This is a genomic window from Amaricoccus tamworthensis (assembly GCF_049800875.1).
Classification (GTDB): Bacteria; Pseudomonadota; Alphaproteobacteria; order Rhodobacterales; family Rhodobacteraceae; genus Amaricoccus; species Amaricoccus tamworthensis.
In genome coordinates this window covers 40,820-57,324 of the sequence record NZ_JBNAFV010000022.1, presented here as the reverse complement: position 1 = coordinate 57,324, position 16,505 = coordinate 40,820, and the positions used below count along the sequence as shown (strand labels likewise).

Here is a 16,505-nt window from a genome sequence, read left to right as displayed (position 1 = left end):
TAAAGCGGTTTGCGTTTGATCTGAATCGAATTGGGATTCACAAGCCCGCCTTCGTCTGATTCACTTCTGTTTGGAGGTGGATCATGGGCAAACCTTACTCTTTGGACCTTCGGGAACGGATTTGCGCCTACGTCGCTAAGGGCAATTCGGCCCGTTCAGCGGGGCGGCTGTTCGGTGTGAGCGCAGCCACGGCGGTGCGATTGGCAGCGGAGCACCGTAAACACGGCACGGCGGTTCCCAAGCCGCAAGGTCGTACCGCCGGCCGGTTCGGCAAACTCGCCCCGCACCGGGACTTTTTGCTGGAGATCGTGCAGGCCGAACCGGACATCACGCTCAAGGAACTGGCCGCCGCCCTCGCAGAGACACATGGCGTGGAAGTACAGCTCTCCTCGCTGCACCGCGCGCTCGAACGCGCCGGACTGTCATATAAAAAAAGGACTGATCGCGGCGGAACGTGACCGACCGGCGTTGCTCCAGGCCCGCCGTGATTGGATCAAGCGCCGCCAGCCCCGTATGCGCGCGGAGCCGCACAGGCTGGTTTTTATCGATGAAACTGCCGTGAAGACGAACCTCACACGGTTGCGCGGTCGGGCCCCTGTCGGTGAGCGGCTTTATGCCGGGGCACCTTTTGGCAAATGGGGCACGCAGACCTTCATCGCAGGGCTGACGCAGGATGCCCTGATCGCACCGTGGGTGATCAAGGGAGCCATGAACGGTCCGGCCTTCGACACTTACATCGAAACCCAACTGGCCCCGGCGCTCGAACCCGGAACAGTTGTGATCCTCGACAACCTGTCCACCCACAAAAGCCCGCGTGCGGCACAAGCCCTGAAAGAGCGCGGCTGCTGGTTCTTGTTCCTGCCCGCATACAGTCCCGATCTCAATCCCATCGAAATGGCCTTCTCGAAGCTCAAAGCCCACCTGCGACGCATCGGCGCCAGAACCTTTGAAACATTGTTTCAGGCGCTCGGAGACATCTGCGATCTGTTCGACCCGCAGGAGTGCTGGAATTTCCTCAAAGCTGCAGGGTATGCCTCAGATTAAACGCAAAACGCTTTAGAATCGGTTCGGTCCATCCACAAACGAACGACCCACCACCACCCATTTTCGGCGGCAGGATTAAATGTCCTGCCGCCTTTTTCTTACCGTATGCCGGATTCCCGGGGTGATTGTCACCGCGCGGTGCAGACCGTTCAGGTTTCAGTAACCATTAACTTCTTTAATACAATTGGACTCAAATGGAGATGGATCAATGGCTGCTGGTGAAACCCTGCTGGAGCGGAAGCTTAATCAGACCGGTGTCGCACGCTCACCGCTGCCCGATCCCGATCTGCTGGGCCAGACCTTTGCCCGCCAGATTGAGGAAAAACTGCGCCCCCTGATCAAGACGACGGTCAGTGCGATGGTTCTTGAAAACAAGATCATCAAGGTAGCGGAAGCCAATCAGGACATATCCGTTCCGTCCATGCTGGGTTTCATCGACGTGGAACACGCGACGATCAATGGTTTGATGGTTCTCGATACGGACTTCACCTATCACCTTGTCGACCTCATGCTCGGGGGCGATCCCTCCACGGCACCAATGGCGATTACACGGTCCTTTACCGAAATCGACACCTCCATGTGCCGGCTTCCGATGGATGCAATGATGCAGGGATTTGTCGCGGCCCTGACCGCCGCGTTTGGCAAACCAATGACAAAGAAGATCTCCATTACGGAGATCCGTCAGGACATTACGCAAACGCGGTATGCGGCAGACTATGTCGACCTGTTGGCCTTCAATATTGCCATGGACATGGGCGACGCCGCGCGATCGGGCATGATGCAGGTATTGCTGCCGCTTGCGACGCTCGATGTTATTTATGCCTCGATGCAGGAAAATGTTGTAGCCGAGGACAGCCGCCCCCGGGATCTGTGGAAGAAACAGATGCGCCGCGCGGCATCTCTTGCGCCTGTGGGCATTGATGCCGTTATCCACAAACAAAAAATGAGCATTGGCCAGATCCAGGATCTCGCCAAAGGCGATTATCTGCTGCTGCCGGATGATGCGACCAACAATGTCGAACTGACAATGTCCCATCCGGGCTCCAAAAAATCGGTCATCGCGACAGGACGTCTTGGTGCGTACAAGGACAAGAAGGTCGTCAAGCTTAAGGAAGACCTGGATGATCGTGTCACCGATCAGATCAGCCGCAGTCTGACCTGATCCATGGGCATCCTTGAGATGCCCATACCCTCTCCCAACACCGCATAAAAAAACCGCCCCCCTGGGGGCGGTTTGAACAGTTCCGTATTCTTTTTTCAGTCCGATTTTCGCTAAAAGTTTCGAAACCGGCTGGAATTCGATTAAAGAGCGACGATGATTTATCCGCGGTTGCGGCTCAGGTCAGCGTTCCGAGATGTGTCTCAATGGCTTCCTTCAGATCGGGCACCATAAACGGCTTGGCGACGAAGTGATCCACGTTTTCGCCGGCCTGATCCTGATAGGCCTTGGACGTTGCCAGGAAAAACGGAATGCCGTTGGTGGCGGGGTCGGCCTTGAGCTTTTCGGCCAGCTCAACACCGGACATGCCCGGCATGTTGAGGTCGGAGATAACGACGTCAAACTTCTTGCCGCCGATCTGTTCAATCGCGGCTTCGGCGCTCGCGGCGACCGCAACGTCCAACACGCCAATTTGTTTGAGAACCAGGCGGGCCATGGCACGCATGGTCTGCTGGTCATCAACTACTAATGCTGTCAGGCTTTTTGCTTCAGGCATGTTTCTCACTCTTTATGAAGTTGGTGCCCTGTTTTCTGATACCAACCGTTAAAAAGTCACAAACCCGTGGGGCAGACAAACGCCTTCATTAAGTAAAAATCTAGGCACCGGCAGGTTCGCAGACATTTTCACATGAACGGACAACTGGGCCTGTCATCCCCACATGCAGGCCGGAAAACTGTTTCGGCAGAGTAATCGTTTCTTAAGCAAGCCCTGCGAACAACACGTCTATGGAAATGGACCAGTACCAGTAGTTACCGGGATTGGCGCAGTTCATTCAGTCCAGACAGACAGAACGAGACGGAAAACAGGCCAATATGACACTCCACCGTGCATTTATTGAAACTGTTTCACTTGCTTTTAGCGCGGGTGCTTCCTGTCCATCCGTGTCCGGACCCCGACCCTGCCACAATCGATTCCCCGTGACGAACGACGCAAGCAAAAACGGATGGATGGCGAATGCCCAATGACGAAACTTCTGTTGAAGCCGATAGCGGTGGAACCGTGCTGATCGAATTGGAACCCAAACTATCGATGCCGCAGGCGGATGCACTGTCGCAGCAGCTCCAGTCCCACATGGGCCGTGATGTTGATGTCGACGCCAGCCGGGTCGAATCGCTTTCTACCGCCGCCGTGCAGGTCCTGTTGGCCGCTGCGAAAAGCTGGACCGTGGACCAGTGCAAACTTAACCTGGTTAATCCTTCAGAAGCGTTTTTGACAACGCTGGAACGAATTGGCCTCAGCCCCGAGTCTTTCAAGTCCAATGAGGCTACATCATGAGTTTGAATATCCTTGCCGTTGATGATTCCAAAACGATGCGGGATCTTCTGCACGCAGCTCTTGCTCCGCAGGGTTTTGATGTGTCGCTGGCGGAGGACGGTGTCCACGGTCTCGAGACACTCAAGGAAATGACGCCGCCGGACGTGATCATCACCGACATAAACATGCCCAAGCTGGATGGATTCGGATTCATCGAGGGTGTGCGTGAACAGCAGAATTACCGTGGGACGCCGATTCTCGTCCTGACGACGGAAAGTGCGCCGGAACTCAAGATGCGGGCACGCGATGCCGGCGCGACCGGCTGGATCGTAAAGCCGTTCGACAAGGACAAACTGATTGCCGCCATCCGGCGTGTCGCGAACTGATTGCGCAAGGAGGCGCTGATCACATGGATCCGATGGAGGAAATCAAACAGATGTTCTTCGTGGAATGCGAAGAACTTCTGGAAGCCCTGCAGGATGGTCTCGAACAGCTATTGGAAGATCCAACCGAAGCTGAAACCGTAGCCACGATTTTCCGCGCGGTTCACTCCATGAAAGGTGGCGCTGGAGCGTTCGGCCTTGAGGATCTTGTCGGGTTTGCCCACAACTTTGAAACCGTTCTGGATGCCCTGCGCTCGAACCGTCTGGAACCCACCGACGAGGTTCTGACCGAGCTTCAGCGGTCGGCCGACATCCTTAACGATCTGGTTTACGCCTGTAAGGACGGTACCGACTTTGACCAGTCCCGCGCGGATGCCCAGATTGTCAAACTTCAGGCACTCCTGGCGAACGAAGGTCCAGCCGATGCCAGCGCCGATGAACCGGCGGCTGTAGCAGAACCTGCGGCAGCAGAAGAGGCGGATGGAGGCGCATCCTTCACAAATTACCTTGTTAAATTCAAACCGCATTCAGGACTCTACGAACGCGGAAGCGACCCCGCGCTTCTTATTCGTGACCTTTGCGAACTGGCCGTCGAAGATGAGCCCGCAGAGATCGAATGCGATATCTCGGCCATACCGGAGATCGAGGACATTGATCCTGGTCAGTCGTTCCTGAGCTGGGAAATTCGAATCAAGTCGGAAGCGACGGAAGCCGGTCTGGCGGAAGTCTTCGAATTTGTGGAAGGCGACTGTGATCTTGTGATCAGCAGCGTTAATGCACCAGCAGAGCCTGAAACTGCTGAAACGGAAGCCGACATGGAGGTCGACGTCCCCGCCCCAAAGCCGCAGGCGCAGGCCGATAGCGCGCCTGCGCAGGTTTCCGATGCTCCCGCCGATGCACCTGCAGCGTCAGCGGACCCCGAAAAACCAGCTTCAGCCACACCGGCACCTGCCGCAGCCAAAAAGCCTGCGCCGAAAACGGAGAAGGCTAGGGAACCCGCTAAAGGCGGTGGCAACGCCACCGTTCGCGTTGACCTTGACCGCGTTGATCGCCTAATCAACCTGGTCGGCGAGCTTGTAATCAATCAGGCCATGCTCTCGCAGTCGGTTGTGGAGTCGGGTCTTGCGAATTCGACCTCAATCGCTGTCGGTCTCGAGGAATTCAAACACCTGACCCGAGAGGTTCAGGAAAGCGTTCTGGCCATTCGTGCGCAACCGGTGAAATCTCTGTTCCAGCGCATGTCGAGGATTGTACGCGAGGCTGCCGACGCAACCGGCAAGAAGGTAAACATTGTCTCCGACGGTGAGATGACCGAGGTCGACAAAACAGTCATCGAACGGCTTGCCGATCCGCTGACGCACATGATCCGCAATGCGGTCGACCATGGCCTCGAGTCACCGGAAAAACGCACGGCGGCGGGCAAAGATGAGGTCGGCACGGTCAGCCTGATCGCGGAACACCGTTCAGGTCGGGTTCTGATTGAGGTTTCAGACGACGGGGCCGGGATCAACCGCGAAAGGGTTTTCCAGATTGCCGTCGACAAAGGTTTGATTTCGCCGGATGCACAACTGAGCAACTCCGAAATCGACAACCTTCTTTTCCTACCGGGATTCTCTACGGCGGAGAAGGTCTCCGACCTATCCGGCCGCGGCGTCGGCATGGACGTTGTTAAACGCTCCATCGCGAGCCTTGGCGGACGGATCAACATTTCCTCCAATCCGGGCAAGGGTACGATCTTCAGCATCTCGCTGCCCCTGACCCTGGCAATTCTGGATGGAATGATCGTCAGTGTCGGATCGGAAACGGTCGTGGTCCCGCTCTCGGCCATCCTCGAAATGCTGAAACCCGAAGAGGCACAGATCCACCCACTTGGAAGCGGTGAATCCGTTCTTCAGGTGCGCGGAGAGTTCGTACCGACCATCGACGTGGCCTATCAGCTCGGGTTCGGGCCGAAACTTGAGAACTATAACGACCGTGTGATCCTTCTGATCGAGACCAGTGACGGAGGCCAGCGCGCGCTCGTCGTCGACTCGATTCAGGATCAGCGACAGGTTGTAATCAAGGGCCTTGAGGAAAACTACGGCGAGGTTTCCGGAATAGCCGCGGCCACAATCCTTGGGGATGGAAGGATCGCTCTGATCCTCGACCCGGACGCCATTGTCAACGACGCGCAAGGCGGCGGCCCCACCCACAACAGTTCATTCGCCCTAGCAGGATAGTACCATGAGTGACCAGGAACAGGAATTTGACGTGTCCCAATCCCGGGAGATCGTGACATTTCGACTGTCGGAACAGGATTTCTGTATCGACATCATGAACATTCGTGAAATCCGTGGCTGGACCCAGCCGACGCCCCTGCCCCATTCTCCGCACTATGTTCGGGGTCTCATCAACCTGCGGGGCGCGGTTCTGCCAATAATGGATCTGGCCGAACGCCTTGGTCTTCCGGCACGCGAGGCCACGGCCCGCGACGTCATTATAGTAGCGATGGTCGAATCCCAGTTGATTGGACTCGTTGTCGATGGCGTGTCGGACATTTTGACCGTTTCACAGAACGACATCCAACCCACGCCCACCATGGGTGCGGAGAGCTCCCAGGGTTATGTCGAGGGTATCATGTCAATTGATGACCGCATGATCCGTATCCTTGACCTGGCACGCATCTTTCCCAAAGCGCTCGGAGAAGCCGCGTGAACATCACAAGCAGTCCGTCGGAGTTCGCCCCGACGGACGTAGTTGAGGACGCCCTCTCTGAAGCAGACTTCAACAAGCTAGCCGCACTCGTACAGGGTATGACCGGCATCTCCCTGCCACCAAGCAAAAAAACCCTGGTTCAGGCAAGGCTGGCCAAGCGGCTTCGCATTCTTCGAATGCATTCGTTTTCGGCTTACTGCAAACTCGTCAGCGGGACCGATGCCGCGGCACTGGACGAGCGTCCCAACCTGATTTCTGCCATCACTACGAATGTGACGCGGTTTTACCGCGAACCGCATCACTTTGAGGACCTAAAGACCCGCGTACTTCCACCGCTGATTGAGCGCGCCCGCGCCGGCGGCCGGGTGCGTATTTGGTCCGCTGGCTGTTCCACCGGCCAGGAACCCTACTGCATCGCCATGACGATTCTTGAAATGATGCCCGACGCACTGCGCCACGACATCAAGATTCTCGCTACCGACCTTGACCATGTCGTGCTCTCGACGGCTGAGAAGGGCAAATACGGGATCAACCTCATGGAAGGGGTGACCGACGCCCAGAAAAACTCATTCTTCGAGGTCAGCGGAAATGGCGAGGACCGGATGTATACGGTTCGTCCGGAACCCAGAAAATTGATTTCCTTCAAACAACTGAACCTTACCGGTCCCTGGCCGATGAAGGGCAGGTTTGACTTCATCTTCTGCCGTAACGTGGTCATCTATTTTGAGCACGAACTGGAGATCAACATATTCGATGGCTTTGCCGAGAAACTGATGCCCGGAGGATATTTGTTCGTGGGTCATTCAGAACGTATCAACACTCTTGAGGTACCACTGTTTGAAACCGCTGGTGTGACAACCTACCGCAAGGTCTGATTGCCGGCGATCTGACATCCCGTGTGGGGCGGGGTGGGTTTCGCGACGAAGGCGCGGAGCCCAGGTTTTTGGGGGCTACAAATGACTGAACTTTCGTGGCAGCCGGACCCGGCGGGTTCGAACTTACACATCAATGACGCACTGCGCGCGCTTTCTGAGGAACTGGCTCAGGCACAGCAGGCGGCCCTTGGCGTCCAGGATACGATCCATGAGGTGGTTGAGGCCCTGGGCGACAAACCCTGCGACGCGATTTTCAAGCTTCAGCGTATGGATTACCTTGCCCAGATCCTTGGCGACCTGTCAGCTTTTGCCGACAAACTTAGTGCCAGTGTTCCCGGAAATCTGGGCATGTCGAAAAACGACGCGACCGGCGACCTGCATTTGAAAGATCTCGCGCATCGTCTGGCTGGCGATCCGACGCCGGCAGAAAACGGTGAGGATGGAGAATATTTCTTCGATCCTCTCTAAGGCCTCTGGATTTTAAAACAAATCACGGACTGTCGGGTCGATCATTATCATGATCGGCCCTTTTTCGTGATCGGCCGGGGCAAAATGCCAAAGGCGTCCGAAAGCCTGTCATGATTAATGGGCCTTTTACCTTACTGCCCTTACATGGCGCGGACGACCGAGTCCTCCCTCACGGGTTTTTACGGGGCCCGGTCCATGTAGCGTAAACCGGCGTCGCAGGGACAGATCATCGTGTCTATCAGAATTTCAGAAACTGAATGCACGCGTGACACTGCCCGGACACTCCTCCCCGGCTTCCAAGAGTTCAGTAACTTTGCCAATGCCTTCGCAGGTATTGAGTGAAAGGCGTACCCATGAAATTCGTCCGCGATCTCCCCGTGTTTCCCAAGGTCTTCTCGGTTTCAGCAGCCGCTGGACTGGTTGCCATCGGCCTGATGCTGTTGGAGCGGAACGCTGCCGTTGGCAAAGCTGCCTCAGCTTCAGCGGAATCGGCATCCGTTGGATTCCCTTTCGTCGATGTAATTGTGGCCGTACTGATAGTTCTTGCCGCCGCCGCAGGACTTGGTCTGTTGTTGTCGGGTAGCGCCAAACGACTGAAATCGCGGGTGGATGACCTCGAAAACAACAAACTCGACACACTCTCGGACACCTATGACGCTGACGAGTTTGGTCAGATCAGCAAGGGTCTTGCGAAAGTGCAAAAGGCACTTTGGGAAAAAGGCTCAACTACGACCAACCAGATGGAATTCTACGAGGCCCTCCACGCTGCGCAATGCGTATTCTCCGTTAATCCGGACGGGAGCATTCGCTACGCCAACCAGAATTTCCTGAAATGCCTCGGCATTGAGGATTCGGAGATTGCAGGCACCGCATTGGCGGCCCGGCTGGACGAACGTTTTGCGGATAGCAATGCGTTCCAAAACATGTGGGCCGCCGCCGCATCCGGCAAGGCCGCTTCGGGAACGCTTGTATTCGCTGATGGACACGGGGCAACCAGAACCCTTCGGGGTGGCTTCAGCGGCTTGAATGACGCCAAAGGCCGTTTCCATCAGACCGTATTTGTGGGCGCGGAACAGGTGGAAGCCGCTCCCCTGCCATCGTCCAAACCGGCCGCAGATGAGCAGACAACCGCTCTGGTCGGAGAAGTTGATCAGGCCCTGAAGTCTCTCGCGTCCGGCGATCTCACGGTCCGCATGAAATCCAAATCCGACTGCGAGTACGACTATCTCCGCAAGAACTTCAACTTCGTGGCAAAAAAGCTGGATGACGCAATTGCGGCGGTCGTGAACTCCTCCAACAGCATTCTGTGGGAATCCGACCAGCTGGCCTCCGCATCTTCCGACCTTTCGCACCGCACGGAGAACCAGGCGGCCGCGCTTGAGGAAACGGCGGCTTCGCTTGAACAGTTGACCGCGAGCGTGAAAACGGCGGCCGAGGGTGCCGAAAAGGCGAATTCCGATGCGGAGACGACCAAACGCAACGCCGAGGAAAGCGGCCGGATCGTTGACACCGCCATAGATGCAATGAACGAGATTGAAAAATCTTCGGACCACATTTCGCAGATTATCGGGGTAATCGACGACATTGCTTTCCAGACGAACCTCCTCGCCCTGAATGCCGGGGTTGAAGCCGCCAGAGCCGGGGATGCCGGTCGTGGCTTTGCCGTTGTGGCGTCCGAGGTTCGCGCCCTCGCCCAACGGTCATCCAACGCTGCGAAGGAAATCAAAACCCTGATCACAACCAGCAGCGAACAGGTTGGCCGCGGTGTCGAACTCGTTCAGGAAACCGGCAAGGCGCTCAAGACAATCGTGGAATCCGTGAAGGGCGTAAGCGCACTTGTGGATGAGATCGCCGTCTCGGCAAAGGAACAGGCCGTTGGACTGACCGAAATCAACACCGCCGTGAACCAGCTTGATCAGGTTACCCAGCAGAACGCGGCCATGGTTGAGGAATCTACGGCCGCAAGCCGGGCGCTCAAGAGCGATGCAGATGATCTGGCGAAACTCGTGAGTGACTTCAAAACGAAATACGTCGAAACCGTCAAAAAAGCGCAGAGGGACGCCGCAGCGGCAAAACCAGCGGCAGCACCAGCAAAACCGGTGACGGTGACACCGCCTGCTGCTCCGAAAGCCGCCGCGCCGGTGCCACCCAAACCGAAGCCGGCCCCAATGCCCACTCCAGCAACCAATGGGTCTTCGGCCCTGGCACTGGAACCACGTCATCCGGTCGATGACTGGGAAGACTTCTAAGTTCTTAAAAATGCCAATCAAACTCCAGTCATAGAGGAAACAGATGGGTCGGGTCAGGGTAGTAATTGTCGATGACTCCGCGACCATGCGGACGATCATCAGAGGTTGCCTGAGCCGCGACAGCGAGATTGAGGTCGTTGGTGAGGCTGCCGACCCCTATGAGGCCCGCGAGGTCATCAAGGCGCAGTCTCCTGACGTCATAACGCTCGACGTCAATATGCCGAGAATGAACGGGCTGGAGTTTCTCGAAAAGATCATGCGGCTGCGCCCTACTCCCGTAATCATGGTTTCAGCGGAAGTGGCCGAAGGCGCGGCGGCATCCATTGAGGCTTTGTCGACGGGCGCGTTCGACTGTGTTCCAAAACCCGCAGAGGGTCACCCGCTCGATGCCTTCAGGGAACTCAGTGAGAAGATTAAGGCCGCGGCACAAACGACACCGCGAACCCTCGCAAACCGCGTCCAGCACAAACCCGGCAGTAGCGACTTCAGTCCCAACGGAAGAATCATCGCGGTCGGCGCGTCCACGGGTGGCGTGGACGCCCTGAGCTCGCTGCTCTCCGCCTTCCCAGCCCACTGCCCACCCACAGTCATCACCCAGCACATGCCGGCAAGCTTCACGGGCAGTTTTGCGCAACGCCTTGACAACCAGTGTGCGCCCCGTGTGGCAGAAGCCTGGAATGGCGCGCCGCTGGAAAACGGACAGGTTTACATAGCCCCAGGTGGCAGCGCACATCTCGAGATCGGTGGATCGGGCAAACTCGTCTGCCAATTGCGGGAAGGTGACCCCATCACGGGACACCGGCCATCGGTGGATGCACTTTTCAGCTCGCTTGCAAGACAGGGACCAAATGTGGTCGGCATCATCCTCACCGGAATGGGCCGGGACGGTGCCGCCGGACTGCTTGAACTTCGAAACAGGGGAGCGTCAACCATCGGCCAAAACCAGGCGAGCAGCCTCGTTTACGGAATGCCGCGTGCCGCCCACGAACTCGGCGCAGTGGAGATACAGCTTCCACTGGGCGAGATACCCGCGGCTGCCCTGTCACTCTGTACTGCCGGTAACAGAAGGAAAGCTACATGAGCACTGCCGTCAGAATGGACGACCCCCCACTAAAACTCATCCATGTGATTCAGGGTGAGTTTGCAGTAGCCGATGATGATGACGCGGTGCTCACCACCGTACTGGGATCATGCGTTGCGGCGTGTTTGCGCGACCCGGTGACCGGCGTTGGAGGCATGAACCATTTTCTCCTGCCCGATTCAAAATCCAACAGTTCCGACCAGGTCATCTATGGCGCCCAGTCAATGGAGCTCCTGATCAACGCGCTGCTTCGGGCCGGAGCCAGCAAGGAACGCCTCGAGGCGAAAATCTTCGGCGGCGCACGCATGGTCGCCGGTCTGTCCGACATCGGCCAGAATAACGGCGAGTTTGCACGGCGGTTTCTGCGGAACGAAGGCATCAAGTGCGTGGGTGAAAGCATCGGAGGCAACAAGGCCCGTCGCATCCGGTTCTGGCCCCGCTCGGGCCTTGCCAGACAGATGCTGCTCGGCGCCGCAGCCGATGTGGCACCGGTTGTGCCGCCCAAACCGAAACCCGCACTCGGCAACGACGTGGAACTCTTCTAGGCAGGGGGATCAGACGATCACCGAGCCCCCAAGCCGGTGTCAGGATACAGGCGCGTCCTGGTGCATCAGGTTTTTGGCCTTGAGATCCTGCCAAAGTTCCGTGGGAACTTTCTGTCCCGCAACCTGGATGTTGCTGTGCATCTGCTCAACGCTCTGACCACCCGGAATCACGGAAACGACCGATGGGTGTTGCAGCGGAAACTGGAAGGCCGCGGAAATTAGCGGAGTATTGTACGCGCGGCAGACAGCCTCAATTTTCCCAACCTTCGTGAGTATATCATCCGGCGCCGGATCGTAATTATACATCGCGCCTGGCACGGGTCCGGTCGCAAGAACCCCGGAATTGTACGGCCCACCCAGCACAATTCCGATGCCCCTCTCCTCGCAAAGTGGCAAAAAGCTCTCAAGTGCTTCCTGCTCGAGCAGGGTATAGCGCCCTGCAAGGAGGAAAAGGTCGAAGTCTCCACGCTCCGCCATCGCCTGGCAGGGCTGCCACTCATTGACCCCTGCCCCGAACGCCTTGATGGTTCCCTCGTCACGCAACCTGGTCAGTGCCCTGTAGCCACTGTTCATCAACTCATCGAGCGTGGCGTCCACCACCTCCTGGCTGCCACGGCTGAAAATATCGATGTCATGGGCAAAGAGAATATCGATCCGGTCCACGCCCATCCGCTCGAGCGAAAACTCCACGGAGCGCATGATGCCGTCATGGGTATAGTCAAAGACTTCCCGGCGGTTTGGAACCTCAAACCACTTGCCATGCCCCTCGCGCTGCTCCGGCGGGCACACCTCCAACAGGCGTCCGATTTTGGTGGAGAGAACATACTCATCGCGCGGTTTACCCCGGAGGAAGCGGTTCAGGCGCGTCTCCGACAAACCGAGCCCATATAGAGGTGCCGTATCATAATAGCGAACACCACCTTCCCATGCGGCTTTCAAAATTGCATTTGCGTCATCGTCACTGATGGCACGGTAAAGGTTTCCCAGCGGGGCCGTGCCGAACCCCAGTTCGGTGAAAGTCAGACCACCGTTGCCAAGCCTGTCCCAGTGTCGCGTTCCAAACCCCATGAGTTCCTCCAGTTCCGGATATCGTTGCTTATTGCTGCGGCAATATTCACTGAATCACCGGAGGTTCCAACCCGTATTCCGTGCTGACAGCCGGCCCACACACCGGCCGAAAGCTTCAATTGCCTTCCTGTCTGACCGGGCATAACATTCGCAAAAACAGGGAGGTACGATTTGCTCAAGGGAATTGATCCGCTGCTGAACGCGGAAGTGCTGCATGCTCTTCGGTCGATGGGACATGGGGACGATCTGGTGATCGTAGACACGAACTTTCCGGCATCGAGTGTGGCGAAACTGACCTCATGGGGAAAGCTCCTGCGCATTGATGCGCCGGCCGCGCGGGTGGCGGAGGCAATTCTTTCGGTGTATCCGCTGGACACATTCGTTGACGATACCGTCGCACGCATGGAGGTGGTCGGTGATCCGGACCGACTGGAGCCTGTTCAGCAGGAGGTGAAGGAGAAGATCGACGCGGTCGGGGATTTCACACTGAACTCGATTGAGCGCTACGCTTTCTACGAGCGGGCCAAAAATGCTTTTGCCGTCATCCAGACCGGAGAGCGCCGCTTCTACGGCTGTTTCGCCCTGCGGATGGGAGTTGTCGCTCCGGACGAGTGACACGAGCACTACTTCGCCTCTAAAGGAAGCCTTGCCGCCATATGACCACCACGGTTTTTCTTGTCGTTCTTTTCGCTGCGGGGCTTCATGCGGTGTGGAACGCGCTGGTCAAAAGTGGCGAGGACAAATTCCTTGGCATGGCCGCAATCGTGTTGGGTCAGGGTATTCCGGGCCTGCTCCTGGCACCCCTGCTCCCCCTGCCCGCAGCCGAAAGCTGGCCCTATATAGGGGCCAGCATTTTTCTCCATATCGGCTACCAGCTGTTTCTGCTCTATTCCTACCGGATCGGTGATCTGACCCAGGTTTATCCTCTCGCACGGGGCAGTGCGCCACTCCTGGTAACACTGTTCTCGGTTCTGGTTCTGGGCGTTCATTTCGATGGTGTCCAACTTTTCGCCGTCGCATTGATCGTTGCGGGTATCGCCAGCCTCGGGCTGGTTCGCAGCGGCGCGGGACAGAAAAACGGAACCGCAACACTGCTCGCATTGATGACCGGCGCGTTTATAGCCTCATATTCGATCATCGACGGATCTGGCGCCCGCCTGGCCGGTACAGCGCTTGGGTTCTACTGCTGGGCGGCCATGGGCAACCTGATTGTCTATTTTATATTCATGGGGCTCACCAAACCTGAAACGCTCGCGCAATTACCAAAAGTGGGCAAAAAACTGACCGTCATTGGCGGCGGCGCATCATTCGCGGCCTACGCCCTTGTGGTCTGGGCTTTTACCCAGGCTCCGATTGCACTGGTCACGGCTTTGCGCGAGACCAGTATTGTCTTCGCGCTGCTCATTGGGGTTTTCGTACTGCGCGAACCGTTAAACCTGCTGAAGGTTGCCTCTACAATGGCAACACTCTGCGGCGCCGCCCTGCTTCGCTTCGCGCGATGAAAAGCCCATCGAGAGCAACCTAAAGAGAGCAGGAGGATTTCGTATCGAAAACCGCACGTGGATGATCTGGACCGTGTTGCCGGTCGCACCACTGATCCTGTCCTTCGTGGCACTAGACATGCTGTATGCGGACGGCTTTCGTGAACTTTTCCAATCACTCGGAATCGAAAGGTATTTCCCCTCTCACGGCGACGTGCGTTTTTTCAACAGCCTGATCGTCTACGTTTCCATCGGCTTGTTTCATCTCATGGCATGCCTCGTGGTGATGGCGATGATGGCAAGGTTCATTCAACGGATGGACGAAACCATCCGTCGACGCACATGGGTGGTACTTGCGGTATCCATTTTAATCCTCGGGCTGTTAAACATCATGGCACGGCAGGCCGCCTTCGACGGCCCCCTGAATCTGACCTATCGCAGCATCTGCTCCATCATACAGCCCTCGAATGTAGCGGAGCACATATTACCGGGAGGATGCACGGAACCCGGCCTGAGCATGTTTGCCTGGTTCGCGGTCCTGCCTTACGTTTTCGGTCTCGTTGCAGCCGCATTTGCCTCAGCAGCGATCAGCACGGTAGGCGATCCGCTGAAGGAAGAAGTTACGGACTCGTCTGACGAAATCCACAACCGTATGCATCTCATTGAGACGGCATTTCAGGCAACCGTCTTCGTCCTCGTGACAAGCACACTGAGCCTGATGCTGTTCTACCAGTTACCCCTGTCAGTCGTTGAGGACGACACGTCCCGCACACTGATCTCGGGGTTCGCGCAGGGTATGACGATGTTTTGGGGTATGGTGTTCACTCTAACGCTGATCGCAATTTTCGGTCCAGCGCATCTTCTACTTCGCCACAGAGTACACTCGGGCGGTCAAGCGGAAGTCCCGCAGACCCTGGGCGGCGAAAGTTTGCGCAAACGACTGTCGCGCATCCTCGCAGTACTGGCACCGCTGCTGTTGGGGTCATCGGCTTCGCTGGTCGACCTCATCTCGTCTGCATTATAGACGGGCCTCGGCTAAGGCCCGTCCAAATCAGCGTTCCCGGATTATCAGCGCGCGGGTAGCGGCATCCATTCCGGTACGGCCACATCGGCATGGGCAAACTGCGGCATTTTTGCTCCCAGTTCCTCCATGTTCTTGATGTCCAGCTCATTGAGCATGTCCTGGGAAATCAGTGTCGGCGGAACAACCACCTGGGCTCCAGGATCCTCACCGGCCAGCAGCATGGCAAGCGCCCGCACGCTCACCTCACCCACCACGGCTGGATTGGTCGCGGCCGTTGCGGCCCAGGCACTGCCCTCCTCCCGCATCGCGGAAATGTCGGCGGTCGAAACATCAGCCGAGTAGATTTTGATCTGATCGGAAAGACCGGCCTCGTCCACGGCAATCTTCACGCCTTTGGCAAACTCGTCATAGGGCGCGAACATCACGGTGATATCCGGGTTGGCCTGCAATACCGAGCGGGCCTGGTTGGCGTTGGAGTTGGCGATCGGATTGTCCAGCGTACCAAAAACCGCCGCCTCCTTGATGCCCTCGTAACGGTCCTTGAAATCCCGCCAGGTTTCGTCACGACGATCCAGCGGCGCAATGCCAGGCACGTAAACGTAGCCTGCCTTGAATTCCTCTCCGTTGTCCGCAATCGCCTGCTCCAGCGCGAGGCGGGCAAGATCGCGGTCGGACTGTTCGATCTGCGGCACCGCCGGGTTTTCGACATTCACGTCAAAAGCCACGACCTTTATGTCGGCGTCCACAGCGCGCTGAACCGCCTCCTGCATGGATTCCGTCAACCCGTGCTGCACAATAATACCGTCCACGCCGAGCGCGATGGCCTGGTCCACCATATCGGCCTGAAGCGCCGCATCCTGGCGACTGTCGAACACCCGCAGGTCAACACCAAGCGCCGCGGCCTGAGCCTCAACACCCGACAGGTACGCCTGAAAGAAGTCTCCGGTTGACAGGTACCGAACCAGAGCGATTTTCACGTCGCCTGCAATGTCGAACGGTGCGGGCATGTCCTGCGCCAGACCGCCGGTCGCGAATGCCGTCAGTCCGAAAACCAGGCCGCTGGCGGATGCCAGAAAACCGCGTCTTTTGAATTCCATGAGTGTTTCCTCCGTTGGATTG

The 16,505-nt window shown here is 57.2% G+C and carries 17 protein-coding genes; 14 read left to right on the top strand and 3 right to left on the bottom strand.

Going from position 1 to position 16,505, the window contains the following annotated elements; all coding sequences use genetic code 11:
- The first annotated feature begins 83 nt into the window (after positions 1-83).
- Both ACP15P_RS21510 and ACP15P_RS21505 read left to right on the top strand, forming a co-directional pair.
- A protein-coding gene (locus tag ACP15P_RS21510; protein ID WP_424926437.1) for an IS630 family transposase occupies positions 84-1,044 on the top strand; the annotation gives its coding sequence in 2 pieces (ribosomal slippage) (positions 84-428 and positions 430-1,044; 960 coding nt in all).
- Positions 1,045-1,252: 208 nt separating this feature from the next.
- Positions 1,253-2,206, top strand: coding sequence for a FliM/FliN family flagellar motor switch protein (locus tag ACP15P_RS21505; protein ID WP_424930527.1), 954 nt, complete (start codon positions 1,253-1,255; stop codon positions 2,204-2,206).
- A 175-nt stretch (positions 2,207-2,381) separates the two neighbouring features.
- Here ACP15P_RS21505 and ACP15P_RS21500 read toward each other — a convergent pair whose 3' ends face one another.
- Entirely contained in the window at positions 2,382-2,759 is a 378-nt protein-coding gene (locus tag ACP15P_RS21500) for a response regulator (protein ID WP_424930526.1), read from the bottom strand.
- A 459-nt stretch (positions 2,760-3,218) separates the two neighbouring features.
- On the opposite strand from ACP15P_RS21500, the gene ACP15P_RS21495 reads away from it, so the two are divergent.
- The 9 genes from ACP15P_RS21495 (at position 3,219) to ACP15P_RS21455 (ending at position 11,813) form a co-directional block, all read left to right on the top strand.
- The gene (locus tag ACP15P_RS21495; protein WP_424930525.1) at positions 3,219-3,539 is read left to right on the top strand and encodes an STAS domain-containing protein; all 321 of its coding nucleotides are present in this window, start codon (positions 3,219-3,221) and stop codon (positions 3,537-3,539) included.
- Positions 3,536-3,904 (top strand): response regulator, encoded by a 369-nt coding sequence (locus tag ACP15P_RS21490; protein WP_424930524.1) that lies wholly within the window; start codon positions 3,536-3,538, stop codon positions 3,902-3,904. The genes ACP15P_RS21495 and ACP15P_RS21490 overlap by 4 nt, the downstream gene beginning before the upstream one ends.
- 23 nt (positions 3,905-3,927) lie before the next feature.
- Positions 3,928-6,120 carry a chemotaxis protein CheA gene (locus ACP15P_RS21485; RefSeq protein WP_424930523.1) on the top strand — a complete coding sequence of 731 codons (2,193 nt, stop codon included), beginning with the start codon at positions 3,928-3,930 and terminating at the stop codon, positions 6,118-6,120.
- Between the two features lie 4 nt (positions 6,121-6,124).
- Positions 6,125-6,595: a chemotaxis protein CheW gene (locus ACP15P_RS21480; RefSeq protein ID WP_424930522.1), complete on the top strand. Its 471-nt coding sequence runs from the start codon at positions 6,125-6,127 to the stop codon at positions 6,593-6,595.
- Positions 6,592-7,470 (top strand): CheR family methyltransferase, encoded by an 879-nt coding sequence (locus ACP15P_RS21475; protein WP_424930521.1) that lies wholly within the window; start codon positions 6,592-6,594, stop codon positions 7,468-7,470. The genes ACP15P_RS21480 and ACP15P_RS21475 overlap by 4 nt, the downstream gene beginning before the upstream one ends.
- Positions 7,471-7,551: 81 nt before the next feature.
- Complete coding sequence (locus ACP15P_RS21470; protein ID WP_424930520.1) at positions 7,552-7,938, top strand: hypothetical protein; 387 nt, start codon at positions 7,552-7,554, stop codon at positions 7,936-7,938.
- A 353-nt stretch (positions 7,939-8,291) separates the two neighbouring features.
- Positions 8,292-10,187 (top strand): methyl-accepting chemotaxis protein, encoded by a 1,896-nt coding sequence (locus tag ACP15P_RS21465; RefSeq protein ID WP_424930519.1) that lies wholly within the window; start codon positions 8,292-8,294, stop codon positions 10,185-10,187.
- A gap of 43 nt (positions 10,188-10,230) precedes the next feature.
- A complete protein-coding gene (locus ACP15P_RS21460) occupies positions 10,231-11,268 on the top strand; it encodes a protein-glutamate methylesterase/protein-glutamine glutaminase (RefSeq protein ID WP_424930518.1) in 1,038 nt (345 codons plus the stop codon).
- Positions 11,265-11,813, top strand: a complete 549-nt coding sequence (locus tag ACP15P_RS21455) for a chemotaxis protein CheD (RefSeq protein ID WP_424930517.1) — start codon at positions 11,265-11,267, stop codon at positions 11,811-11,813. The genes ACP15P_RS21460 and ACP15P_RS21455 overlap by 4 nt, the downstream gene beginning before the upstream one ends.
- A 39-nt stretch (positions 11,814-11,852) precedes the next feature.
- Here ACP15P_RS21455 and ACP15P_RS21450 read toward each other — a convergent pair whose 3' ends face one another.
- Entirely contained in the window at positions 11,853-12,881 is a 1,029-nt protein-coding gene (locus ACP15P_RS21450; protein WP_424930516.1) for an aldo/keto reductase, read from the bottom strand.
- A gap of 171 nt (positions 12,882-13,052) precedes the next feature.
- Here ACP15P_RS21450 and ACP15P_RS21445 point away from each other — a divergent pair, with 171 nt between their 5' ends.
- The 3 genes from ACP15P_RS21445 to ACP15P_RS21435 all read left to right on the top strand — a co-directional run bounded on the left by ACP15P_RS21445 (position 13,053) and on the right by ACP15P_RS21435 (position 15,386).
- Positions 13,053-13,496: an RbsD/FucU family protein gene (locus tag ACP15P_RS21445; protein ID WP_424930515.1), complete on the top strand. Its 444-nt coding sequence runs from the start codon at positions 13,053-13,055 to the stop codon at positions 13,494-13,496.
- Positions 13,497-13,537: 41 nt separating this feature from the next.
- Positions 13,538-14,383: an EamA family transporter gene (locus ACP15P_RS21440; RefSeq protein WP_424930514.1), complete on the top strand. Its 846-nt coding sequence runs from the start codon at positions 13,538-13,540 to the stop codon at positions 14,381-14,383.
- 61 nt (positions 14,384-14,444) lie between these two features.
- Positions 14,445-15,386 (top strand): hypothetical protein, encoded by a 942-nt coding sequence (locus ACP15P_RS21435; RefSeq protein ID WP_424930513.1) that lies wholly within the window; start codon positions 14,445-14,447, stop codon positions 15,384-15,386.
- A gap of 44 nt (positions 15,387-15,430) precedes the next feature.
- On the opposite strand, the gene ACP15P_RS21430 is transcribed toward ACP15P_RS21435, so the two are convergent.
- A complete protein-coding gene (locus ACP15P_RS21430; RefSeq protein WP_424930512.1) occupies positions 15,431-16,483 on the bottom strand; it encodes a substrate-binding domain-containing protein in 1,053 nt (350 codons plus the stop codon).
- Between the last annotated feature and the right edge of the window lie 22 nt (positions 16,484-16,505).

What these genes read in the sequence shown, in the direction of transcription:
- ACP15P_RS21485 (WP_424930523.1), top strand. Translation starts at nt 3,928, where the DNA reads ATGGATCCGATGGAGGAAATCAAACAGATGTTCTTCGTGGAATGCGAA.
- ACP15P_RS21495 (WP_424930525.1), top strand. Translation starts at nt 3,219, where the DNA reads ATGCCCAATGACGAAACTTCTGTTGAAGCCGATAGCGGTGGAACCGTG.
- ACP15P_RS21505 (WP_424930527.1), top strand. Translation starts at nt 1,253, where the DNA reads ATGGCTGCTGGTGAAACCCTGCTGGAGCGGAAGCTTAATCAGACCGGT.
- ACP15P_RS21465 (WP_424930519.1), top strand. Translation starts at nt 8,292, where the DNA reads ATGAAATTCGTCCGCGATCTCCCCGTGTTTCCCAAGGTCTTCTCGGTT.
- ACP15P_RS21490 (WP_424930524.1), top strand. Translation starts at nt 3,536, where the DNA reads ATGAGTTTGAATATCCTTGCCGTTGATGATTCCAAAACGATGCGGGAT.
- ACP15P_RS21440 (WP_424930514.1), top strand. Translation starts at nt 13,538, where the DNA reads ATGACCACCACGGTTTTTCTTGTCGTTCTTTTCGCTGCGGGGCTTCAT.
- ACP15P_RS21480 (WP_424930522.1), top strand. Translation starts at nt 6,125, where the DNA reads ATGAGTGACCAGGAACAGGAATTTGACGTGTCCCAATCCCGGGAGATC.
- ACP15P_RS21470 (WP_424930520.1), top strand. Translation starts at nt 7,552, where the DNA reads ATGACTGAACTTTCGTGGCAGCCGGACCCGGCGGGTTCGAACTTACAC.
- ACP15P_RS21500 (WP_424930526.1), bottom strand. Translation starts at nt 2,759, where the DNA reads ATGCCTGAAGCAAAAAGCCTGACAGCATTAGTAGTTGATGACCAGCAG.
- ACP15P_RS21450 (WP_424930516.1), bottom strand. Translation starts at nt 12,881, where the DNA reads ATGGGGTTTGGAACGCGACACTGGGACAGGCTTGGCAACGGTGGTCTG.
- ACP15P_RS21435 (WP_424930513.1), top strand. Translation starts at nt 14,445, where the DNA reads ATGATCTGGACCGTGTTGCCGGTCGCACCACTGATCCTGTCCTTCGTG.
- ACP15P_RS21460 (WP_424930518.1), top strand. Translation starts at nt 10,231, where the DNA reads ATGGGTCGGGTCAGGGTAGTAATTGTCGATGACTCCGCGACCATGCGG.
- ACP15P_RS21430 (WP_424930512.1), bottom strand. Translation starts at nt 16,483, where the DNA reads ATGGAATTCAAAAGACGCGGTTTTCTGGCATCCGCCAGCGGCCTGGTT.
- ACP15P_RS21455 (WP_424930517.1), top strand. Translation starts at nt 11,265, where the DNA reads ATGAGCACTGCCGTCAGAATGGACGACCCCCCACTAAAACTCATCCAT.